General features: G+C 72.1%; 17 protein-coding genes and 1 pseudogene. 11 read left to right on the top strand and 7 right to left on the bottom strand.

The window, feature by feature from the left end; all coding sequences use genetic code 11:
• Positions 1–8: 8 nt before the first annotated feature.
• The 3 genes from BMZ82_RS34970 to BMZ82_RS34980 all read right to left on the bottom strand — a co-directional run bounded on the left by BMZ82_RS34970 (position 9) and on the right by BMZ82_RS34980 (position 3,914).
• Positions 9–446, bottom strand: coding sequence for a roadblock/LC7 domain-containing protein (locus BMZ82_RS34970; RefSeq protein ID WP_093781428.1), 438 nt, complete (start codon positions 444–446; stop codon positions 9–11).
• Positions 443–3,022, bottom strand: a complete 2,580-nt coding sequence (locus BMZ82_RS34975) for a sensor histidine kinase (protein WP_093781429.1) — start codon at positions 3,020–3,022, stop codon at positions 443–445. The genes BMZ82_RS34970 and BMZ82_RS34975 overlap by 4 nt, the downstream gene beginning before the upstream one ends.
• A 97-nt stretch (positions 3,023–3,119) precedes the next feature.
• A complete protein-coding gene (locus BMZ82_RS34980) occupies positions 3,120–3,914 on the bottom strand; it encodes an MHYT domain-containing protein (RefSeq protein WP_093781430.1) in 795 nt (264 codons plus the stop codon).
• A 161-nt stretch (positions 3,915–4,075) separates the two neighbouring features.
• On the opposite strand from BMZ82_RS34980, the gene BMZ82_RS34985 reads away from it, so the two are divergent.
• From BMZ82_RS34985 to BMZ82_RS34995, 3 genes are all read left to right on the top strand, one after another.
• Entirely contained in the window at positions 4,076–4,675 is a 600-nt protein-coding gene (locus tag BMZ82_RS34985; RefSeq protein ID WP_093781445.1) for a class I SAM-dependent methyltransferase, read from the top strand.
• Positions 4,676–5,035: 360 nt separating this feature from the next.
• Entirely contained in the window at positions 5,036–5,371 is a 336-nt protein-coding gene (locus BMZ82_RS34990) for a hypothetical protein (RefSeq protein WP_093781431.1), read from the top strand.
• A 139-nt stretch (positions 5,372–5,510) separates the two neighbouring features.
• Entirely contained in the window at positions 5,511–6,476 is a 966-nt protein-coding gene (locus BMZ82_RS34995; RefSeq protein WP_093781432.1) for a hypothetical protein, read from the top strand.
• A gap of 175 nt (positions 6,477–6,651) precedes the next feature.
• Here BMZ82_RS34995 and BMZ82_RS35000 read toward each other — a convergent pair whose 3' ends face one another.
• Positions 6,652–6,834, bottom strand: coding sequence for a hypothetical protein (locus BMZ82_RS35000; protein ID WP_093781446.1), 183 nt, complete (start codon positions 6,832–6,834; stop codon positions 6,652–6,654).
• A gap of 239 nt (positions 6,835–7,073) precedes the next feature.
• Here BMZ82_RS35000 and BMZ82_RS35005 point away from each other — a divergent pair, with 239 nt between their 5' ends.
• The 3 genes from BMZ82_RS35005 (at position 7,074) to BMZ82_RS35015 (ending at position 12,860) form a co-directional block, all read left to right on the top strand.
• On the top strand, positions 7,074–10,037 hold the full coding sequence (locus BMZ82_RS35005; protein ID WP_093781433.1) for a DEAD/DEAH box helicase: 2,964 nt from the start codon (positions 7,074–7,076) through the stop codon (positions 10,035–10,037).
• A complete protein-coding gene (locus BMZ82_RS35010) occupies positions 10,034–11,356 on the top strand; it encodes an SWF or SNF family helicase (RefSeq protein WP_093781434.1) in 1,323 nt (440 codons plus the stop codon). The genes BMZ82_RS35005 and BMZ82_RS35010 overlap by 4 nt, the downstream gene beginning before the upstream one ends.
• 145 nt (positions 11,357–11,501) lie before the next feature.
• Positions 11,502–12,860, top strand: coding sequence for an esterase-like activity of phytase family protein (locus BMZ82_RS35015; protein WP_093781435.1), 1,359 nt, complete (start codon positions 11,502–11,504; stop codon positions 12,858–12,860).
• A 72-nt stretch (positions 12,861–12,932) separates the two neighbouring features.
• Here BMZ82_RS35015 and BMZ82_RS42320 read toward each other — a convergent pair whose 3' ends face one another.
• The gene (locus tag BMZ82_RS42320) at positions 12,933–13,190 is read right to left on the bottom strand and encodes a hypothetical protein (RefSeq protein ID WP_256252275.1); all 258 of its coding nucleotides are present in this window, start codon (positions 13,188–13,190) and stop codon (positions 12,933–12,935) included.
• Positions 13,191–13,597: 407 nt separating this feature from the next.
• Complete coding sequence (gene xylA / locus BMZ82_RS35025; RefSeq protein ID WP_093781437.1) at positions 13,598–14,764, bottom strand: xylose isomerase; 1,167 nt, start codon at positions 14,762–14,764, stop codon at positions 13,598–13,600.
• A gap of 139 nt (positions 14,765–14,903) precedes the next feature.
• Between xylA and xylB the strand changes: the two genes are divergently transcribed.
• From xylB to BMZ82_RS35050, 5 genes and pseudogenes are all read left to right on the top strand, one after another.
• Positions 14,904–16,349: a xylulokinase gene (gene xylB / locus BMZ82_RS35030; RefSeq protein WP_093781438.1), complete on the top strand. Its 1,446-nt coding sequence runs from the start codon at positions 14,904–14,906 to the stop codon at positions 16,347–16,349.
• Between the two features lie 48 nt (positions 16,350–16,397).
• Positions 16,398–17,606 carry an ROK family transcriptional regulator gene (locus tag BMZ82_RS35035; RefSeq protein WP_093781439.1) on the top strand — a complete coding sequence of 403 codons (1,209 nt, stop codon included), beginning with the start codon at positions 16,398–16,400 and terminating at the stop codon, positions 17,604–17,606.
• A gap of 709 nt (positions 17,607–18,315) precedes the next feature.
• A pseudogene (locus BMZ82_RS35040) lies at positions 18,316–18,913 on the top strand (N-acetylmuramoyl-L-alanine amidase).
• Between the two features lie 127 nt (positions 18,914–19,040).
• Positions 19,041–20,309, top strand: a complete 1,269-nt coding sequence (locus tag BMZ82_RS35045; protein WP_093781447.1) for a GAF domain-containing protein — start codon at positions 19,041–19,043, stop codon at positions 20,307–20,309.
• A gap of 499 nt (positions 20,310–20,808) precedes the next feature.
• Positions 20,809–22,332, top strand: a complete 1,524-nt coding sequence (locus BMZ82_RS35050; protein ID WP_093781440.1) for an acetaldehyde dehydrogenase ExaC — start codon at positions 20,809–20,811, stop codon at positions 22,330–22,332.
• Between the two features lie 339 nt (positions 22,333–22,671).
• On the opposite strand, the gene BMZ82_RS35055 is transcribed toward BMZ82_RS35050, so the two are convergent.
• A partial coding sequence (locus BMZ82_RS35055) for an ISAs1 family transposase (RefSeq protein ID WP_107487716.1) occupies positions 22,672–23,325 on the bottom strand: 654 nt, incomplete at its 5' end.

Consider the following 23,325-nt stretch of genomic DNA (forward strand, 5'->3'; position numbering starts at 1 on the left):
CTCTCGGCTCATCCGGCGGCGGGCGGCCGAGCGGCGAGCCGGGTCGGCGTGTAGAGGTGCTCGCCGACCCGCTTGACCAGCCGCGCCATCTCGTAGGCGACCAGGCCGATGTCGGCGGTCACGGCGGTGAGGACGGCCAGGCAGGAGCCGTCGCCCGCGGCGGCCACGAACAGGAAGCCGTCGTCCATCTCCACCATGGTCTGGCGCACACCGCCGGCGCCGAAGTGCCGGCCGGCGCCCTTGGCGAGGCTGTGGAAGCCGGAGGCGACGGCGGCGAGGTGTTCGGCGTCCTCACGCCTGAGGTCGCTCGACGCGCCGACGGCGAGGCCGTCGTTGGACAGCACCACGGCGTGCCGTACCTCGCTCACGCGCATCACCAAGTCGTCCAGCAGCCAGTCGAGTTCGCCGGACCGCTGGGCCGACCTCGTGCTCGGGTCCTGGATCATGCGGGGTCTCCTTCGCTGCTGTCGCCGCCCGGTGGATCCGGGGTGGCTCCGCGGCCGGGTTGCCTGCCGCCGCCCCGGGACCAACCGTCCCGGTACGCGGCCATCCGGTCCCGTACGACTTCGGGGGTACGTCCTTCGTCGCCGCGCGGCCCGGGCTCCCGGGCCGGTGCTTCCTGGAGCGGGCGGCGCAGTTGCGGGGCGAGATTGGCCTGCCGCACCCGGCGCGGGAGGCCGTCCGAGCCTTCGGAGTCGTCCGGGGGGCGGTGCAGGCGCAAGGCGGTGACTCCGGGAGGCGGTGGGTCGGCGAATGCCGGTTCGGCGACGGCCGCCCGTACGGGGGCCACCAGCGCGGGGCGGCCGGCGGGCGCGGGGACGGCTTCCTGATGCCGTTCGGGGGCGTGGCGGTCACGCCAGTCATGACGGTCGGAGGCAGGTCGGTCGGCTGCGGCCACGCGCGCGTACTCGCGTTGCACGGGCCGCTGCGCCTGATCCTGCGCCTGAGCCACCTCGCGGGCGGAACGTTCCGGCTTGCCGCTGTGCAGCAGGGGCGTCGGCAGCAGGACGACCGCTGTGGTGCCGCCGTAGGGCGAGGTCCGCAGGTGGACCTTGATGTCGTGGCGGGCGGCGAGCCTGCTGACCACGAACAGACCGAGCCGGTCGCTGTCGAAGAGGTCGAGCGCCTCGGACTGCGCGATGCGCCGGTTGGCCTCGGCTAGGGTCTCCTTGCCCATGCCGAGGCCCCGGTCCTCGACCTCGACGGCGTATCCGTTGCCGACGGGTTCGCCGGTGACGCGCACACGCGTGTGCGGGGGCGAGAACTGGGCGGCGTTCTCGACGAGTTCGGCGAGCAGGTGGGTGAGGTCGGCGACGGCGGTGCCGATGACGGCCGCCTCAGGGAGCTGCCGTACCTCCACGCGCGCGTAGTCCTCGACTTCGGAGACGGCGGCGCGGATCACGTTGGTGAGGGACACCGGCATGCGCCAGGCCCGGCCCGGCGCCGCTCCGGAGAGGATGATCAGGCTCTCCGCGTGGCGCCGCATACGGGTGGTGAGGTGGTCGAGCCGGAAGAGGTCGCTCAGCTCGTTCGGGTCGTCGGAGCGGCGCTCCATGCTGTCCAGGAGGCTCAACTGGCGGTGCACGAGGACCTGGCTGCGGCGGGCGAGGTTGACGAACACCCAGGAGATGCCGCTGGCGAGTTCGGCGCGCTCCACGGCGGCGCGCAACGCGGCGCGGTGCACGGTGCCCAGCGCCTCGGCGACCTGGCCGGTCTCGTCCTCGGCGGGAGGTCCGGGCGGGGCCTCCGCGCGGACGTCGATCTCCTCCCCGGCGCGCAGCTTCCGCATGGCGTCCGGGAGTTTGCGCCGGGCGATCTCCAGGGCACTGTTGCGCAGGCTGACCAGCTCGACGACCAGTCCGCGGCCGATGCGCACGGAGATGACGAGCGAGGCGACGACGGCTGCGAGGCCCAGCAGGACCGCGGCGCCTGCCGGGGTGAGCAGGCCGCGGGTGAACGGGTCGGCGCGGTCGGCGACATCGCGTCCGGCGTCCGCCTCGATGGTCCGCATCGCGTTCTGCACGCGCGCGTGGGCCTTGTCCCAGGTGCCGGCCGGAGCGGCGGCGATCGCCTTCGCGCCGGGCCCGTCGGCCAGCGCCTTGTCCTCCGCGGCGGCCAGGGCGGCGTAGGCGCTGTCGGCGGCGAGGCGCTGCCAGGCGGTGCGTTCGGGGCCGCGCAGGTCCGCGACGGCCGACTCCGTCAGGGTGCGACGCGTGGCGACGGCGCCGGTGAACCGGCGCAGGCGCTCTCCGTCGAGGCGTCCGGCCTGACGGGCGCCGACGAGCACGGCGTCCTCCTGGGACAGGGCCTCCCCCGCGCGGGAGAACTCGAGCAGCACGCGCGCGTCGGAGCCGAGTTCGGCGTCCTGGATCCCGGAGAGGGCGCCGCCGACCGAGAAGGCCGCGGAGATCGTGTTCGTGTACCGGCCGTAGGTGCCCTCCCAGCCGGCCTTGCCGTCGAGCACCGCGGTGCGCAGCGAGGTGAGTCCCTCGGCCCCGGAAACGAACCTCTCGAGCCGCTGGGCCACTCCCGTGGGCAGTTCCTGGCAGTCGGCGACGGTGCTGTGGTCGCCGAGCCGCAGCTTGGCCACCGCGAAGTCCGTGCGTTCCGCGAGCGCCTTCAGGTCATCGTCCTGCCCGGGGGCGGGGGCGGTCGCGTACTGCACGGCGGCCGCCCGCTCGGTCTGCAGGGCGGTCACCGCCGCGGCGACGGGGGCGCGGACCTGGGAGTCCACGCGCTGCAACTGGCGCAGTCGGGAGACGTCCTGGGCGGTACTGACGGTGGCGTACCCCCACAGCGCCAGCAGGGACACGACCGGCACCATCAGCAGGCAGACGATCTTGGCGCGCACGGTGCGCGGCCGGATGCGCCAGCCTCCCGCGCGCGGGGGTATCGCGTCCGCCGGTCTGTCCGTCTGTTCGTCCGGCCCTTCGTCGGCAGGGGGTCCGGCGTGGGCGCGTCGCCCGCGCGCGGGGGGCGGCGCGTCGGCGCCTGCCGTGTGGGTCCTACGGGGTGTACGCATGGCCTCCTCGCTCGGAAGTAGTCGGAAGTAGCCAGAAGAAGTCGGAAGTATCAGAAGGTGGTCGGGGCGGGTCGGGGCATGCCGTGTGGCGGTCGCGTCAGACGGGCCGGGCCTGCTGTCGGCCGACGAGGTTCTCCACCGGTTGTTGTGCCGAGGCGGACGCTTCGCGCTCCCCTGTGGTGGGTGACAGCGCGACGAAGGCCGAGGTCAGGAAGAGGTAGGACCCGAGGCCGACGGCGAGGGGGAAGATGAACTGCATCGCCGTGGCCCCGGGCAGCGCTTCCCCGGAGGGCGTGACGTGGACGCTCACCGCGAACATCGCGGTGTAATGCATGCTGCTCACCGCCGCGCCCATGACGAGGGAGGCGACGGCGACCGCGACCGGCGACTTGATGTTGAGTCCCGCCCAGAGGGCCGCGGTGGCCGCAACGACGGCGATCAGGACGGAGACTCCGACGCGCACCGGGTCGTAGGTCACGTCGCCGTGCAGCCGGACGGCGGCCATGCCCAGGTAGTGCATGCTCGCCACCCCCAGGCCGGTGGTGAGCCCGCCGATCAGCAACGCGCGCGTGCGGTCGCGGCTGTAGCCGACGGCGAAGACGCCGGCACAGACGACGACCATGGCGACGAGGAGGCTGAGCACGGTCAGCGGAACGTCGTAGCGAATGTCGGTGCCGCTGACGCCGAAACCGAGCATGGCCACGAAGTGCATGGTCCAGATGCCGGTGCCGATCGCCGACGCCGCGGTGACGAGCCAGTTGCGGCGCGAGCGTCCGGTGGCACCGAGGGCGCGCACGGTGCAGCGCAGCCCAAGGGCGGCGCCGATGCAGGCCATCACGTACGACAGCACGGGGGTCAGCCAGCCGAAGGCGGCGTGGTCCAGGTGTCCCATGGCCACGGGACGCTAGCCGGGGCACGGGAGCACAAAGGGGGCGCATTTCGAAAGGTGTTGCAATATGACGCGGAAGTGCGCCGGATCGATCGGGTCGCGCTCGAACATGTACACCGAGGCGTCATCCGTGTCAGTGAGGGATCAGAGGGATCATGCGGAACATGAGCGACGACCACACACACGTTCAGGAGTTCTTCACCGCCCGCGCCGCCGACTGGGACCGCAAGTTCCCCGACGACGGTCCCGCCTACGCGGCCGCGGTCGGCGAACTCGGTCTGCGCGAAGGGGACCGCGTGCTGGACGCGGGCTGCGGCACCGGACGGGCCCTGACGCCCCTGCGTGCGGCCGTGGGGCCCTCAGGAGTGGTCATCGGGGCCGATCTGACCCCGGCCATGCTGAAGGCCGCTGTACGGGCCGGACGCGACCGCGACGGGCGGCTGATGCTCGCCGACGTCGCCGCGCTCCCCCTGCGCTCCGAGTCCCTGGACGCCGTGTTCGGGGCGGGCCTCATCGCCCACCTGCCCCGTCCTCAGGAGAACCTGCGGGAGTTGGCGCGGGTGGTGCGCCCTGGTGGCACGCTGGCGCTGTTCCACCCGATCGGCAGGGCGGCACTCGCGGCCCGGCAGGGCCGGCAGATCACCCCGGAGGACCTGCGCGCGGAGCCCAGCCTCCGCCCGCTGCTGGCCGGTTCGGGGTGGCGCATGACGTCGTACGTCGACGAGGACGACCGTTTCCTGGCCCTGGCCGTCCGCGAGGCCTGAGGGCTCACACTCCTCCGGCGACCGCCCGCACGAACGCGTCGAGCCCGGTCAGGTCTCGCGCATGACCAGGTCGGATCCCCGCCCGAGTCCGACCGCGGTGCGGTGCAGGGCACGCGGGCCGGCCAGCCTCCAGGGCGCGGGTGACAGGGCCCGGAGAGGCATAGCGGGAGTACGCCCCCTCTCGCTGTCGGTAGATCTCGAACGCGTCCTCGTACGGGGGGCCATCCGCCGGATCTGTTCGAGCCGTTCGAAGCGCTTCACCGTTTCGTCCCGCTTCTGTCGCGGAAACTCCAACTTTAGGTTGAACAGCAGGAGACGCACGATCAGTTGGGGCAACCACGCAGGGGGAAGGCGGTCGGCATGTCTGGCAGGTTCCGCAGAGCTTACGAGGGATTCCTTGACGCGACGCGCGCACGGTCGCGTCCGGATCCGGATGGGGAGGGACGTCCGGGCGGGGCACCGCGTGCGCGCGGGAAACGCCCGCACAATCTGTTCGAGGCGGCCGCGGCGTACGTCTCGGCCTGTGCGGAGGACGATCAGGACGGGATCGACGAGGCAGCGGGCTGGGTGTCGCCGGAAGCGTTGTCCTTCGGGGTCAACGAACTGGCCTGTCGCGCCGTCATCGCCCTCGCGCGGGAGCGCGACGAGTCGCCGCAGGCCGTGGCCCGTGCGCTCCTTGGACTGCCCACGGCGTGACGCATCCAATGGTCCGAGGTGGTCGATTCGCCCCGTCCGGCCGGAAAGCTGCAGCTCCGGGTGTGTCGGGGAGTCGTGACAAGCACCTTCCCGCCGCACTAGGGTGCGCGCCGTTGGACAAACCGATGGGGAGGCTGGGATGGCCGGGACGGACGAGGACGCCGTCGCCGCCGCGGACGACGCGCTCTATGTGCTCACGGCGGTGCTGCTGATGCCGGCGAAGTTCCCGAGCGCGCTGGGCGACGACTACCCGGAGGCCTGTGCGACGCTCGGCCTCCCGCCGCTCGCCGACGGGTACGGGCTGGTGCTGGGGCAGGACGGCGAGGGCGCGCGCTGGACTGTCGTCATCGACGACGTGTCGCTGGTGGCCGTCGCCATCGCGTCGTGGGACTGCGGCATGGAGTACGACCTGTCGCCGAGCGAGCGGACGGTCGTCGCCGCGCTGCCCGGCTGGCCGCTGGCGGTCGCCGTCGCGGCTCCGGGTGTGCCCGCGCCGCACGACCCCGCCCCCGAGGTCGCGGACGGCCCTGCGCTGTCCCCTCCGGACACGGCCACCTGGGGCCCGGCCCAGCGACGGCTCGGAGCCGACGAGATCGCCCTCCAGTGGGCCCTGTGGCGCGAGCAGATCGACGACACCGAGTTCGCGCCTCCACGGGACGCGACCGGGGCGGACTCGGGCACCGACGAGGGAGACCGAGCCGGAGAGGCAGACGAGGCCGGCGGGGCCCACAAGGCCGACGCGCCCCATGGAGCCGACAGGGCGGAAGACGCCAACGCGGCCAACGGGTCCGACAGGTCCGGCAGGTCCGGCAGGTCCGAGAAGGCTGCGCCGAAGGGGCACAGCGGTATCCGACGCGTCTTGGCCGAGGTGCGCGCCTACGTGGACGCCCCGCCTCCCCTAGGCCGCGTGCGCTCCTCGTTCGCTCCCGGTGACGCGCGCACCCTGCGCGCCGACGGCCCCGGCTGGTCGCTGGTGGCCAGGACCGACGACATCGCCTTCGTGCTGCTCGACGAACAGCCCGGCGTGGTGCTGCCCGTCGGCCGCGGACCCGAACTGCCCGGCCTCCTGGAGGCGCTCGACAAGATGGCCGTACGACCTTTCTGACCTCTTGGGGTGGTGTCGACCTCCTGGGGTGGTTTCGCTCCTCTCTCCGGCGGTACGGAGCCTTCAGGTCACGTGACGTCCGCGCGCCCGACGGCTCGGGTCTGCCGAACGGCCTGGGTGTGCCGAACAGCTTGGGTGTGCCGGACGGCGGGGACCGCGGCGCGGTCCCCGTCACTCAGCGGCCGAGCTCCTTGCGTGTGGCACGGCGCAGCCTGCGCCGTTGCGCGGGATCCAGCGTGAGGTAGGCCGCCGCCGGAACTCCCAGCATGATCAGCAGAGCCGCCCACCAGGGCAGCCAGATCAGCAAGAGGAGCCCAACCGCCACACCTCCTGCGGCGATCTTCGCGTTTCTCGACATGTGCGTCGCCTCCTTCGCGGCCACTGCCGCTCTCTGTCATGAAAACGGGTCCGCGCCGCCCGCGGTTCCGGACGCGACCCTGAGACGTCCCTGAGGTACACCCCCGAGACACCCCTGAGGCCCACGGCCCAGGTTCGCAGACAACCGGCTCCGATGACGGCGCGCGTTCCTCGCCGAAAGTGCTGTACCCTCGGCGACCCCGCACCCAGTAGTCAAATTTGAGGAGAAGACTCATCGCCGTGCAGAGGGTTCCCGTGGAAGCATTGCCCGAGATCTCCGAACTGGCCCGTTGCTGCGCCGTGTTCGTGCCCGGCACCCCGGCCCGTACCGGCAGCGTCGCCTTCTGGCGCCCCGACGGTGACGCACCTCCCGTCGTGTCGAGCACCGTGCGGGACCTGCCGGTCGTCCTGCCCGCCGGCGCCGGTGTGGCGATGGCGCGCGTACCCGCCGTACTGCTGCCTGTGCGGGACGCCCTGCCCGTACTCGCACACGCGCGTGTCACGCCCGACGCACACCGGGCCGCCGCCTTCTGGGATGCGGCCGCCCTGCTGGCCCTGCACTGCGTGGCACGGGGGCTGCTGTTGCCCGGCCTGTCCCAGGAGGACCACGACGCCTGGCGGATCGGCCCCCTGAGCCCGGCGGACGTCGAGCAGGTGAGCCGACTGGCCGCCTCGATGCCGCCCGAGGCACACGCCGTACCGGTGGACGAAACGCCGTCCCTACGGCTCCCCGCCCCCGAACGACTGCTGCGCGCCTTCTTGGACGCCGTCGCGGACACGCTCCCCCGCACGCCCGCAGCGCCCCTCGTGACGGGTGAGCCGGCCTACGCGGCACCGCAGCCCCAGCACGTCCCCGAGCTGCGCGCGTGGGCGACCGACGTCGCCGCTGGCCACGACGCCGGCGTACGGATCTCGCTGCGGATCGAGGTGTCGGGGATCAACGACATGTCAGGGCTCGACACGCCCGCAGACGGTGAGTCCGGGGCCGATGGGTACGGGGCGGACTGCTACGCCCCCGGTGCCGTCGGGAGCGCCGGCTCTTCGGTCGGACAAGCGGCACCGCGGTTCCGGGCCGTCCTACAGGTGCACAGTGTGAGCGATCCCGCGCTCCTCGCGGACGCCGCCGAGATCTGGGGAGACTCCGGTGTCACGCGCGGGGCGTTCGGCCCGCGCGCGCGGATGGACGCCCTGCTCGCCCTGCGCCGTGCGGCCCCGGTCTGGCCCGCGCTCGCCCCTCTGTTGTCGGCGACCGTCCCGGACGCCGTCGATCTCCTGGACGAGGAGGTCACCGAGCTGCTGGGCGAGGGTTCGCGCGCGCTCGCGAGTGCGGGGGTCGAGGTGCACTGGCCGAGGGAGCTGGCCCGCACCCTGACCGCCCGCGCGGTCGTGGGGCCGCCGGAGGAGGGAGCGGGACCGGACCGCACCGCCTCGGACACGCCGTCGTTCCTGTCCGCGGACGCGCTGCTGACCCTCAACTGGTGGTTCGGGCTGGGCGACCAGCAGCTCACGCGCGAGGAGCTGGATCGTCTGGCCGAGTCCAACCGGCCCCTGGTGCGGCTGCGCGACCAGTGGGTCCTGATCGACCCACGGGAACTGCGCAGTGCGCGTGCTCAGCAGGACCGCAAGATGACGCCCGTGGAGGCGCTGGGCGCCGCTCTGACGGGCTCCGCGGAGGTGGACGGCCGCCGGGTCGACGTGCGGCCCACCGGGTGGCTGGCGGGCCTGCGGGAGCGGCTGACGCGGCCCGAGGAGCAGGAGCCGGTGGAGCAGCCTGCCGCACTCGACGCCACGCTGCGCGACTATCAGCGGCGCGGCTTGGACTGGCTTGCCCGGACCACGTCGCTGGGGCTGGGCTGTTGTCTGGCGGACGACATGGGGCTCGGCAAGACCGTCACACTGATCGCCCTGCACCTGCACCGCCAGACCGACGCCTCGGCGGCCGGACCGACCCTCGTGGTGTGTCCGACGTCCCTGATGGGCAACTGGCAGCGGGAGATCGAGCGGTTCGCGCCGGGTACGCCGGTGCGCCGCTTCCACGGGCCGCGTCGTGACCTGGACGCGCTGGCCGACGGGGAGTTCGTGCTCACCACCTATGGCACGCTGCGGCTCGACCCGGGCCGGCTCCGCGAGGTGCCGTGGGGCCTGGTCGTGGCGGACGAGGCGCAGCACGTGAAGAACCCGTACTCGGCGACCGCGCGGGCGCTGCGCACCATCGGCGCACGCGCGCGGGTGGCGCTCACGGGTACTCCGGTGGAGAACAACCTGTCGGAGTTGTGGGCGATCCTCGACTGGACGACGCCGGGGCTGCTGGGCGCGCTCGGCGCCTTCCGTACCCGGTACGCGCGAGCCGTCGAAGGCGGCGGGGATCCGACCGCCGCGGAGCGGCTCGCGCGGCTCGTGGCACCGTTCCTGCTCCGCCGCCGCAAGTCGGACCCGGGGATCGCCCCCGAGCTGCCGCCCAAGACCGAGACCGATCACGCCGTGACCCTCACCAAGGAGCAGGCGGGCCTGTACGAGGCCGTGGTGCGCGAGACGCTCGCGGCGATCGCCGAGGCGGACGACATGGCGCGACGCGGGCTGATCGTGAAGCTCCTGACCGGCCTCAAACAGATCTGCAACCATCCGGCGCAGTACCTGAAGGAGGAACGGCCGACGACCGCCGGACGCTCCGGGAAACTGGACCTTCTGGACGAGCTGCTCGACGCCCTTCTTGCCGAGGGGGCGAGCGTGCTCATCTTCACGCAGTACGTGCGCTTGGCGCGTCTCCTGGAACAGCACCTGGCAGTGCGTGGGGTGCCCACGCAGTTCCTGCACGGCGGCACACCCGTCGCCGAGCGCGAGGCCATGGTCCGGCGCTTCCAGGACGGCGAGGTGCCCGTGTTCCTGCTGTCGCTCAGGGCGGCCGGCACCGGTCTCAACCTCACGCGCGCGGAGCACGTCGTGCACTACGACCGCTGGTGGAACCCGGCCGTCGAAGCGCAGGCGACCGACCGCGCGTACCGCATCGGCCAGACCCGGCCCGTACAGGTGCACCGGTTGATCGCCGAGGGCACGATCGAGGATCGCATCGCGGACATGCTGCGCCGCAAACGAGACCTCGCCGACGCCGTTCTCGGGGTCGGCGAGGCTGCGCTCACAGAACTGACAGAACTGACGGACGCCGAGTTGGCCGACCTGGTGGAACTGCGAGGGGACACGCGATGAACCGGTACGACAGCGTCGAGGAAGGTGTCAAGGAACCTCAGGAACGGACCTTTTCCGCGTTGCCTCCCGCGCGCGGGAGAGGGTTCGCGCAGACGTGGTGGGGCCGGGCGTGGCTGGCGGCGCTGGAGGACGGAGCGCTGGACAAGGAGCAGGTGCGGTCGGGCCACCGGCTCGCGCGCGTGGGCGCCGTGGGCGCGGTGTCGGTGCGGCCGGGGCGGATCACAGCCGTCGTCGAGGACGACGATCGCACCCCGCACCGGGCCGACGTACTGCTCGAGCGGCTTTCGGACGCGCAGTGGGACCGTTTCCTGGATCTGGCGGTCGAGCGGGCCGGACACGTCGCCGCGCTGCTCGACCGCGAGATGCCGCCGCATCTGGTCGAGGACGCCGAGACGGCCGGCATCGACCTGTTGCCGGGGCTCGGCGACCTGGAGGCGGAGTGCGACTGCGGTGCCTGGGACCACTGTGGTCACACGGCGGCGGTCTGCTACCAGGTGGCGAGGCTGCTCGACCAGGATCCGTTCGTCCTGTTGCTGCTTCGGGGACGGGCCGAACAGGCCCTGCTGGACGGCCTCCAGGCGCGCGCCACCGCCCCTGAGGGCGGATCGGAGCCACCCAGGGCAGAGGGTGTGGACGCGGCGGAGGCGTACGCGGCCGGAAGCATCCTGCCCCCGCTACCCGCCGCGCCCGAACTCCCGGAGGAACCAGGCGTTCCGCCCTCGTTGGACACGGAGGCCCCTCCCCCGCCAGGGGTGGATCCCGCGGCCCTGGAGGTCCTGGCCGCCCGGACGGCCGCCATGGCCCACCTGTTGCTCGCGGAGGCGCTCCACGAGCGGTCCGGACGGTCAGCGTCCATGGCCGAGTTGACGGTCGGCCAGGACGCGGCACGGCTGGCGGCAGGCGTTCTCGAAGGCCCTCAGGCAGCGGATGGATCCGCCATGGCAGCCGCCGACCGACTCGCCGCCGGGTCGGGGCGTAGCCGGGAACAACTGGCGTCGGCCGCACGCGCCTGGCGACACGGAGGAGCGGCCGCCCTGTCGGTGTGCGAGGAGGAGTGGACCGTAGCGGGCGGGGAGCTCGCACGCGCGCGTGCCGCGCTGGACGCAGCCTGGGAGGAGGACGAGCGGCCGGTCCTGCGGGCGCGGGGGAACCGGTGGACGGTCGTCGGAGCGGGCTGCCAACTGCGGTTGGGGCGGGATGGTCGTTGGTGGCCGTACCGCGAGGAGGGCGACCGCTGGATGCCGGCCGGGGACGCGGCCCACGATCCGGCGACGGCCCTGGCCGTTGCCCGACCCGACGGCGAGGAAGCGCTTCCCTAGACGCGAGTTCGTTTCCGTGGCGCGGGGCGTCGGCCTGTCGGGCGGCCGCCGCCCCGTGTTCACCCGGGAGTCGCGCGGCGTTCGGCGCGTGCCCCAACTCTGGCCGCTGTCGCCGAAGTTGCCGAGCCGCCCCTCAGGAGGCCCCATGTTCTCGCACACCAACGGTCGACGCCGCGTCCGCCGTTCCGTCGCCGTGGGCGTGCCGCTCGCCGTCCTGGCCGCGCTCGCCACTGCCGGACCGGCCGCCGCAGGTACACCGTCCCAGGCGGACAGGGAGGCCCGGGAGGCGCGTGTCACCAGGACCGCGACGCTCGGTGACATACCGCTCGGGGCGTTCAGTGACGCGCTGCTGCCCCGAACGGTGGACGACGACCGCGGCGTGGACCTCGGGGGCATCGGCAGCGACGTCTATCCCACGGGCCGCAAGGGCGAGTTCTGGACGGTCACCGACCGTGGGCCCAACGGCCAGATCAAGGTGGGCGGCACCAAACGCCGCACGTTCGCCGTGCCCGGCTTCGACCCGGCGATCGTACGGATCCGGGTGTCCGGGGACACCGTGAAGGTGCTGCGGGCGATCCCGGTCACCACGTCGTCGGGGAAGCCCGTGACGGGGCTGCCCAACCAGGCGGGACGCGACGAGGCGCCGTACTCCTACAACGCGCTGAGGCCCCTGCCCTACAACCCGAACGGGCTGGACACGGAAGGCATCGTGCGGGCGGCTGACGGGACTTTCTGGCTCGTCGATGAGTACGGGCCTTCGTTGGTGCACGTCTCCGCGCGCGGGAGGGTGCTGACGCGCTATGTGCCTCAGGGGCTGAACCTCACGGGCGCGGACTACCCGGTGGTGGAGGCGCTGCCCGCGGTCCTGCTGCACCGGAAGATCAACCGCGGCTTCGAGGGGCTCGCCCAACTGCCGGGCGGCGACCTCGTGCTGGCGATGCAGAGCCCACTGTCGCTCCCGGACACGGCTGCGGGAGAGGGCTCGCGGACCGCGCGTCTGCTGCGTTTCTCGCCGAAGAAGGCCGTCACCGCCGAGTACGCGTACCGCTTCGACCCGGTCAACGTGGTCGACCCGAGCGAGGACGACACTTCCGAGCTGAAGATCTCCTCGGTGGTCGCGGTGGGCGGCGACCGGCTGCTGGTAGAGGAGCGCACGGACAAGGCCGCACGGCTGCACCTGGTACGGCTGAGCCGGGAGGCGGACATCCTGGGCGGCCCTTGGGACGACGATGCGACGTCGCCGTCCCTGGAGCAGCTCGACGACCCCGCCGCCTCGGGGGTCCCGGTGCTGTCCAAGCGGCTGGTCGTCGACCTGGGCACGGTCGCCGGGGTGCCCGGGAAGATCGAGGGCGTCGCGCGTGTCGACCACGACACGCTGGCCCTCGTCAACGACAACGACTTCGGGATGACGGACGGCGCCGGCGCGTTCGACGCACAGGGCCGACTGGTCGACAGCGGCATCGAGACGACGGTCACGTACGTCCGGCTGCCGAGGAGTGTTTGAGAGACACGGTGTCGGGGGCACGCGCGCGTGGCTGCTGTGGTGGTGCCCACGCGCGCGAACCGGGCGTACCGGCTAGGGCAGCAGCTCGGTCAAGGACGGCAGCAGTGACTCGAGGCCGCTCGGGATCTCGGTCGGCAGCTCCGTGGGGAACTGGGACGGCAGCTCGGTCGGCAGGCCGCTGGGCAGTTCCACCGGAAGACTGAAGGACGGGGCCGGGGTGGAATTGCTGCCGGTGCTGCTCCCGCCGGTCGGCTCGCCGTCCGGCGAGCCGCCGCCTCGGGAGGCCATCAGCACGACGGTGAGGACGGCTCCGGCGACGACGAGCAGCACGAGGACGACGAAGAGAGGGTTCCTGCGCCTTCCGGAGCCGCCTTGCGGCTGCGACGGCGGAGGGGGCGGCCAGCCGCCCCCTCCCGTCCCGTCATCGGGTCCGAAGCCGCTGTGGGGCGGTCCGAAGCCGCCCGGAGGCGGCGTGTCACCCGGCGGTCCGGGCGGGTGGGGCGGTACGGGCGGCATGGCCATACGGTCCAGGGTCGCGGCGGACCGCCCACCGCGCGACCCTCACAGGGAAGTTGATACGGACCCATGTCATGGACCGCATCATTCCGACGTACTCCGTCTCCGTACGGAGACCGCGGGAACATCGACCACTCGGCGGCACGCGCGCGCGTGGGGCGCGTGCATGCGCTGCGTGTGTGCACACTCATCGGTGCACACACACACGCGCGCGTGCGGCGTCAGCCCCGGGCGCCCAGCAGGTGGTCCATGGCGAGCTGGTCGAGCTGTTCGAATGCCATACCGCGCGCGGCGGCCGCCTCGGCGTCGAAGTCCTCGAACGCGGTGCGGTCGGCGAGCAGGCTCTGCAGGCCGTCGGCTGCGGTGGCCTGGGCGAGCTCGTCCAGGCGGGAGGCGCGCAGGGCCTCCTGGACCTCCGGGTCGCCCCGGAACGCGGCCGCACGCTCCTTGAGGATCAGGTAGTTGCGCATGCAGCCCGCGGCCGACGCCCACACACCGTCGAGGTCCTCGGTGCGCGGCGGCTTGAAGTCGAAGTGCTTCGGGCCCGCGTAGCCGGCGCTCTCCAGCAGGTCGACCAGCCAGAACGCGGAGCGCAGGTCGCCGGCGCCGAAGCGCAGGTCCTGGTCGTACTTGATGCCGGACTGACCGTTGAGGTCGATGTGGAAGAGCTTGCCCGCCCACAGCGCCTGCGCGATGCCGTGCGGGAAGTTCAGCCCGGCCATCTGCTCGTGGCCGACCTCGGGGTTCACGCCGTACATCTCCGGGCGCTCCAGGCGCTCGATGAAGGCCAGGGCGTGGCCGACGGTGGGCAGCAGGATGTCGCCGCGCGGCTCGTTCGGCTTGGGCTCGATGGCGAACTTCAGGTCGTAGCCCTGGGAGGTCACGTACTCGCCGAGGAGGTCGAAGCCCTCCTTCATGCGGTCGAGGGCCACCCGTACGTCCTTGGCGGCGCCGGACTCCGCGCCCTCGCGCCCGCCCCAGGCGACGTAGATCTTCGCGCCGAGCTCGACGGCCAGGTCGATGTTGCGGATCGTCTTGCGCAGGGCGTAACGGCGCACGTCACGGTCGTTCGCGGTGAACGCGCCGTCCTTGAAGACGGGGTGCGTGAAGAGGTTGGTGGTGGCCATCGGCACGGTCATGCCAGTGGTGTCCAGGGCCTGGCGGAAGCGCTTGATGTGCGACTCACGCTCGCTGTCGGAGGACCCGAAGGGGATCAGGTCGTCGTCGTGGAAGGTCACACCGTAGGCGCCCAGCTCGGCCAAGCGCTGCACCGTCTCGACCGGGTCCAGGGCACGCCGCGTGGCGTCGCCGAACGGGTCCCTTCCCTGCCAGCCGACGGTCCACAGGCCGAAGGTGAACCTGTCATCGGGGGTGGGCTGGTAGCTCATGCCGCGGCTCCTTGCGTTGCTGACTGTTGTGCGGGCGGTGGCGAACTATTTCGTCATGGCCGTTTACAAATTAGTATGCGAACGCATCTCTGGGAAGACAGATCCCGCGGAGCCGCGGAAAAACTTGAGGGAGAACCCGATGTCAGCAGCCGAGGGTCCGCTCGTCGTCGGCGTGGACACGTCCACCCAGTCCACCAAGGCGCTGGTCGTCGACGCGGCCACCGGCGAGGTCGTCGCGAGCGGCCAGGCGCCGCACACCGTCTCCTCCGGGGCCGGCCGCGAGAGCGACCCGCGCCAGTGGTGGGACGCCCTGCGCGAGGCGCTGCACCAGTGCGGTGACGCGGCGCGCGAGGCCGCCGCGGTGTCGATCGGCGGGCAGCAGCACGGGCTCGTCACGCTGGACGAGCGCGGTGAGCCGGTGCGCCCGGCGCTGCTGTGGAACGACGTGCGCTCGGCTCCGCAGGCCCGCCGGCTGACCGAGGAACTGGGCGGCGCGAAGTTCTGGGCGGAGCGCACCGGGTCCGTCCCGGCCGCGTCCTTCACGGTCACGAAGTGGGCGTGGCTGGCCGAGCACGAGCCGGAGGCCCTGCGCGCGACGAAGGCCGTGCGCCTCCCCCACGACTACCTCACCGAACGCCTCACGGGCGAGGGCACCACCGACCGCGGCGACGTGTCCGGCACCGGCTGGTGGGCGTCCGGGACGGAGACGTACGACCAGGAAATCCTCGCCCATGTCGGGCTAGACCCCGCGCTGCTGCCCCGCGTGGTGCGGCCCGGGGAGGTGGCGGGCACCGTGCGCGACAGCCACGGCCTGCCCTTCGCCAAGGGCACCCTGGTCGCCCCGGGCACCGGGGACAACGCCGCGGCGGCGCTGGGGCTCGGGCTGCGGCCCGGCACGCCCGTGCTGAGCCTCGGCACTTCGGGCACGGTGTACGCGGTGGCGAAGCACCGCCCCACCGACCCCACCGGCACCGTGGCCGGCTTCGCCGACGCCCATGGCGACTGGCTGCCGCTGGCCTGCACCCTGAACTGCACGCTCGCCGTCGACCGCATCGCCGCCCTGCTGGGCCTGGACCGTGAGGCCGTGGAACCCACCACGGAGCTCACGCTCCTGCCCTACCTGGACGGCGAGCGCACCCCGAACCTGCCGAACGCCTCGGGCCTGCTGCACGGCCTGCGCCACGACACGACCGCCGGTCAACTGCTGCAGGCCGCCTACGACGGTGCCGTGCACTCGCTGCTCGGCGCGCTCGACCTGGTCCTCGACGAGGACGCGGACCGCTCGGCTCCGCTGCTGCTGATCGGCGGCGGCGCCCGGGGCACGGCCTGGCAGCAGACCGTGCGCCGACTGTCCGGGCGGCCGGTCCAGGTGCCCGAGGCCAAGGAACTCGTCGCGCTGGGCGCCGCGGCACAGGCGGCGGGCCTGCTGACCGGGGAGGACCCGGCCGCCGTCGCCCGCCGCTGGAACACCACGCGGGGTCCGGTACTCGACGCCGTCGAGCGGGACGACAGGACGCTGACCAGGATCGCCGGGGTACTCTCCGACGCGGCCCCGCTGCTCGAACGGAGCACGGACGCCCACTGAGCATCGACTGCGCAACAACGAACTGAGCGTCAACGAATCGACGGAGGCATGACCGCACCGCTGCACGAGGCCCGGCCGACCGGCCCGGGGCGTGCGCTGCCCGACACCCAGCAGGGCATGCGCCGCCGCAACCTGGCCCGGGTGATGCACGCCGTCAGCGCCGAGGGACCCCTCTCGCGGGCGGCGGTCGCCTCACGTATCGGCCTGACCCGGGCAGCGGTGTCGACCCTCGTCGACGAACTCATACGCACCGGACTGCTCCAGGAGCTGGGCCCCGAGCGGCCCGGCCGGGTGGGCCGGCCCGGCTCGGCACTCGCGGTCAGCGGGCGCGGCCCGGCCGGGATAGGCGCCGAGATCGGCGTCGACCACCTCGCGGTGTGCGCCGTCGACCTGCGCGGCGAGGTACGCGCGCGTGCCATGCGGCACGGCACGAACCGGGGCCGCTCCCCCGGGCCGGTGGTCGAGGAGCTGACCGATCTCGTACGCCAGGTCGTCGCCGAGGCGGAACGCGAGGGGCTGTGGCCGGCCGGGCTCGCCGTGGCCGTCCCCGGCCTGATCGCCCGGGACGCCCGTACGGTGGTCCGCGCGCCGAACCTCGACTGGCAGGACGTCGACCTCGGCGCGCTGCTGCCCGCAGAGTTCCCGCTGACCGTGGACAACGAGGCCAACTTCGGCGGACTGGCCGAACTCTGGCTCGGCGCGGACACCCCGGGGGACTTCCTGCACGTGTCGGCCGAGATCGGCATCGGCGCCGCGCTCGTCGTGAACGGCAGCCTGCTGCGCGGCACCCGCGGTTTCGCGGGCGAGCTGGGCCATGTGCCGGTCCACCCCGACGGGCCGGAGTGCGTGTGCGGCGGGCGCGGATGCCTGGAGCAGTACGCCGGTGAGGAGGCGGTCCTGCGGGCGGCCGGGCTGGAACCGGGCGAGGACCGCGTCGGACTCCTCGCGGGACGCGCCGCGGACGGCGATCCGGACGTACGGCGCGCTCTGCGCGAGGCGGGAACGGCCCTCGGCATCGCCCTGACCGGGGCGCTCAATCTGCTGGACCCCGAGGGTGTGGTGCTCGGCGGCGCCCTGGCCGGGCTCGCGCCGTGGCTGCTGCCGTCGCTCGAGACCGAACTCTCCCGGCGTACGGCGGGCCCGGCCTGCCCGGTGTCCGTCTCGCGGCTGGGTCCCGAGGGGCCGCTGCTCGGGGCCGCGCACTCGGTGGTGCGGGCCGTGCTGGACGATCCGGCAGCGGTGGCGGAACACGCCTGAACGGCGGTCATACACAGCCCGATCAAGCCGGAACTCCCCGTTCGGGTGAGCGAGTTATCCACAATTCCGCGCTCGTCCACCGAACCCCGGCATGTCCTCCTGCCGGACCGATCTGCGTCGTAACGTGATGTATGCGAGGCCGCCCGACCGTCGAGGTCGTGACGGCTGACGCATCGACACGTGCGAGGCGCGAGAGGGTTAGTGGGCTAGAGAACAAGGGGGATTCGGAATGCCGGGGGAAGAGGTTGAGAGGCGGCGGCGTGAGGCCGTGGGGCTGTGCAAGGTGCTGGTCCTCGCGGTGTCCGCGGTGTCCGCAGTGGTTGCGGTGGTCGCGGTGGTCGCGGTGCGGCTCGTCGGGTTCGTGAGCGGGCTGAGCGCCGCCGACTCGCACGCCGGTCTGGTCGTCGGCATATGGACGGCTGCGGGGGTAGCGGTGCTGGTGGTGGTACTGGTGCTGATGCTGCTAGCGGTTGTGGTGCCGGCGACTGTGCGGGGAGATCCCGGCCGCGCGGCCGAGACCGCCCGGGTCCAACTCGACGATCCCCTGCGCATATCCAGCGTGGTCCGCCCGTGGCACCCATCGCTCCCGGCACGGGCGAGCCTGCCGAGGCGCGCCCGAACGAACCGGGCCGGTGCCGCTTCAACACGTCAGACACCACTCAAACACCATTCAGACACCCCTCAGTCATCACTTGAAAGGCAGCACTCCGTGGAACGAGCAAGACACCTCCCCGGACGACGGCGCATCCTGAAGGGCGCCGCCCTCGCCGCCGTTCCGTACGCGCTGCTCCCCGACACACGGGCGGGCGCGCAGCCCCGGACCGTCGACTATCCGCTCGCCGAGTGGCAGCCCGCGACCGCTGCCAACTGCACGGCGTCGAACCGCCCACCCGCCTACGTCGTCGACCGCGTCGTCATCCACGTCACGCAGACCGAGTACACCAAGACCCTGTCCGTCTTCCAGAACCCGCGAAAGAAAGTGTCCGCCCACTACGTCGTGCGCTCGGTGGACGGTCATGTGGCGCAGTGCGTGCGCGAGTCCGACGTCGCCTGGCACGCGTGGAACTGGGACTACAACACACGCAGCGTCGGAATCGAACACGAAGGGTGGGTGGACCAACCGGGTTACTTCACCGACGCGCTGTACGAGCGGTCCGCTCGGCTGACGGCATCGGTCTGCGACCGGTACGGCATCCCGAGGGACCGGGCGCACATCATCGGCCACCACGAGGTGCCCGGCACCGACCACACCGATCCCGCCGAACTGGGACTGGAGCCGTTACCTGCGGCTCGTCAACTCCGCCTGACCGGAAGGGGACCGCAAGGGGATGGTCGGCTTTCGGGCCACCGCCGTCCAAACGGTTGTCGGTCCGCGTACCCGGAGTGACGATGTCCCCAGCCGTACCGAGCCGTATCGCCTTCCGGGAGGACGAGTTGACCGATCCCTGGGTGGCCCTGGAGCCAGGGGCCGACCCTGCCGAGCGGGTGCGGATCCTGCGGCGGGCGCACGAGACGTTCACGGAGGCGGGCACCGTGCCGCGGCCGGTGCGTGCCGTCGTGGCCGACTCGTGGCGGCGTTCCGCGCAGGCCGGCGTCGGTCCCGACGGCACGGCGAGCGTGGAGTTGACCGACGGCGATCTCGGCGCCTACCGGGCCGAACATCCGCTGGCGCGGGTGATGCCGCTGATCCGCGAGCTGATGGGCACGTTCGCCGCCGACGGGGAGCATCTGCTGGCGGTGTGCGACGCGCGCGGCAGGCTGCTGTGGGTCGAGGGCCACGCGGCGACACGGCGGCGCGCGGGGCGGATGAACTTCGTGCCGGGCGCTCACTGGGCGGAGAGCGCGGTCGGGACGAACGCACCGGGCACGGCGGTCGCCCTGGACCGGCCGGTGCAGGTGTTCGCGGCCGAACACTTCATCCGGCGGGTGCAGCCGTGGACGTGCGCGGCCGCCCCGGTGCACGATCCGCGGACCGGTCGGGTACTGGGTGCCGTGGACATCACGGGCGGGGACGGGCTGGCGCATCCGCACAGCCTGGGCTTCGTACAGGCGGTCGCGCGGGCGGCCGAAGCCCATCTGGCGCTGCTCACCCCCGCGCAGCCTGCCGCCGAGCCGCCGCGGCTGACGGTGCTGGGCCGGGACGAAGCACATCTGGTCGTCGGCGGCCGGGGGATCAGGCTGAGCCGCCGGCACAGCGAGATCCTGGTGTTGTTGGCCCGTCACCCCGAGGGCCTGACGGGCGACGAGTTGCTGTGCGCGCTGTACAGGGACGAGTCGGTGACGCCGGTGACACTGCGGGCCGAACTCGCCCGGCTGCGCGGGGTGCTCGGTCCCGGGCTGCTGGTCTCGCGCCCCTACCGGCTCACCGTTCCCTTCGAGTCGGACGTTGCGGTCGTCGAAAGGCGGCTGGCGGCCGGCGCGGTCACGGCGGCCGTGACGGCGTACACCGGGCCGCTGTTACCCGCGTCTCAGGCACCGGCCGTGGTGCTGCTCCGGCGCCGTCTGGCCGACGGACTGCGCGCCGCGCTGATCGCCTGCGGCGACCCCGATCTGCTGGCGGACTGGGCACATGCGCCGTGGGGCGAGGACGACCTCGACGTGTGGCGAGCGCTCGCGGCAGCCCACCCGACGGCCGCGATACGAGCACGCCTCACCTCACTGGAAACGGAACTGACGGCCCCGGCCGGGTGGCCCCACCCATAAGCCCCCTCACCCTCCCCGCTCCTCATGGGCGCTGGCACCGGGACCACCTGCCGCGGCACCGCACGTACAGGCCGGGCGACGCAACTGCCGACCGGGGCACCGGAGATGCCGAGCGGTGGGACGCTCCCATGGCCCGGGCGGCGGACCGAGGCGTGCGTGGCGGGCGCATGGCCGCGGTGGCCGCAGTGGCCGCAGTCATCGGCCCCGGCGGCCCCAGCAACCCGGCGGGCACCCGGGGCCTGGGCGAGGCACCTGTGGCCCAGGCCCCGGGTGTGCCTTCGTCGGCCCTGCGCACTCACCCGAGGGTCGGGGCTGGCGGACGCCCCCGCCAGCCCAATATCGCCCCCGCCTTCGGCCCCTCCTTCCCTCTCCCCTCCCACCCCGCCTTCCGCCCTTCCCTCCCCCGACCAGCACCGCAACGTGACTGCAACGTCCGGTTGCCTAGTTTCGCCGGGAGCTGTCCAACGGCGGGCAGTGATGCTGAGGGAGGCAGAACAGGATGACTCGTTATGCGGCGCCCGGGACCGAGGGCGCGATCGTCTCCTACCAGGCGCGTTACGACCACTACATCGGCGGCGAGTACGTGCCCCCGGCGCGGGGGCAGTACTTCGAGAACGCGTCGCCGGTGAACGGGGAGACGTTCACCGAGGTGGCGCGCGGCACGGCGGAGGACGTGGAGCGGGCGCTCGACGCGGCGCACGCGGCCGCGCCGAGTTGGGGCCGCACCTCGGCGACCGAGCGCTCCGACATCCTCCTAAAGATCGCCGACCGCATGGAGGCGTACCTGGAGCCCCTCGCCGTCGCGGAGAGCTGGGAGAACGGCAAGCCGGTCCGCGAGACGCTGGCGGCGGACATCCCGCTGGCGATCGACCACTTCCGTTACTTCGCCGGCGCGGTCCGCGCGCAGGAGGGTTCGCTCAGCGAGGTCGACGACGACACGGTGGCGTACCACTTCCACGAGCCGCTCGGTGTCGTCGCGCAGATCATCCCGTGGAACTTCCCGATCCTGATGGCCACTTGGAAGCTCGCACCGGCTCTCGCCGCGGGCAACACGGTGGTGATCAAGCCCGCCGAGCAGACCCCGGTCTCGCTGCACTACTGGATGAGCCTGGTCTCGGACCTGCTGCCGCCGGGCGTGCTGAACATCGTCAACGGCTTCGGTGAGGAGGCGGGCAAACCGCTGGCGTCCAGTCCGCGGGTGGCGAAGGTGGCGTTCACGGGTGAGACGGCGACCGGGCGGCTGATCATGCAGTACGCCGCGGAGAACCTGAAGCCGGTCACGCTCGAACTGGGCGGCAAGTCCCCGAACCTCTTCTTCGACGACGTGTGGGACAAGGACGACGAACTCCGCGACAAGGCCCTCGAAGGCTTCACCATGTTCGCGCTGAACCAGGGCGAGGTGTGCACCTGCCCGTCGCGCGGTCTGATCCAGCGCGGCAACTACGGCGAGTTCCTTGAGGCGGCCGTCGCCCGCACCGAGCTCATCAAGCCCGGCCACCCCCTCGACACGGACACGATGATCGGCGCGCAGGCCTCCGGCGAGCAGCTCGCGAAGATCCTCTCCTACATCGACATCGGCCGGAAGGAGGGCGCCAAGATCCTCACGGGCGGCGAACGTGCCGAGTACGACGGTGAGTTGAAGGGCGGTTACTACGTCCGGCCGACGATCTTCGAGGGTAACAACCGGATGCGGATCTTCCAGGAGGAGATCTTCGGTCCGGTCGTCTCGGTGGCCTCGTTCGACGACTTCGACGACGCGATCAAGATCGCCAACGACACGTCGTACGGTCTCGGGGCCGGGGTGTGGACCCGGGACATCAACACGGCGTACCGGGCCGGACGGGCGATCCAGGCGGGCCGTGTCTGGACGAACTGCTACCACGCGTACCCGGCGCATGCCGCCTTCGGCGGTTACAAGCAGTCCGGGATCGGGCGCGAGACGCACAAGATGATGCTGGAGCACTACCAGCAGACCAAGAACCTTCTCGTGTCGTACTCGCCGAAGAAACTGGGCTTCTTCTAGACGCCAAAAAAAGGGCGCCTGACCAGGCATTTCACCTGACAGGCGCCCTTCCCGGCATGCCTCTCAGCCACGGGGTGAAGTGCAGAGTAACTCCTGATATGTCCCACTGCTATCCCACCTCTGACCAGCTGTTCCGGGGCATTTCCGGGCCAAGTCCCGGTTCATGCGTCCTCTGCAGTGCCGTCCTGCCCCTCCCACCTTCGCATCGACTCCTCGATCAGGCTGTTGGCATGGTTCCGTGCCTCGGCCAGAAACTTGGCGTAGTAGCGGAAGAGAACCTGGATGCTTTGTCCGGCGCGGCGCCAGGGCTTCGGCGTAGTCGGGCCTCGTCTTTTTTGATCACGTGAGGCCGAGAAGGGTGAGGGCGCGAGTTTGGTCCCGGGCTGTCCGGCGGAGGCTGGCGGCGATGTTGCGGACGCCGGCGAGGCGGAGGGCTCCGATCGCGAGGTTTCTGCAGGTCGCCATCGCCCGGGGTGCGTTCCCGGTCCGCAGCTGGGAGGCGTCCTCGGTGAAGGTGACGTCTCTGACGTGGTGCAGGGCCTCGACCGTCCAGTGCCCGCGGACCAGTTGGGCCAGCCGGGCGGGTGGGGCCTGCTCCGCGGCGAGGCTGGTGACCGCGTAGACGGTCTTGAGGCTGATCTTCCCAGTCGTGCGATGGACACGGCGCCGGACGATCTGGACAGCCTGACGGGCGCCGGGGAAGAGCAGGCTGTTGACCGTGCAGACCTTCAGCCTGCGGATCTCGGAGCGTCCGTGACCAGTCGTGCGTGTCCGGTCCTGGAGCGGTATCTGCTTCCAGGGAAGGACCTTCAACTGCTGGCGGAGCCTGTTCGTGTTGCGCTTGACGATCACGATGTAGTGGGCGTCCCGCCCACGCAGATAGGTGGCGTGGTCGTACTGGGTGTGCATGGCATCGCTGGTCACGACGATGCCGGACAGGTCGGGCAGCGTGTCCAGGAGGGGCTGGAAACGCGTGATCTCGTTGGTCTTCTC

The sequence above is a fragment of the Streptomyces sp. yr375 genome (assembly GCF_900110755.1).
GTDB lineage: Bacteria > Actinomycetota > Actinomycetes > Streptomycetales > Streptomycetaceae > Streptomyces.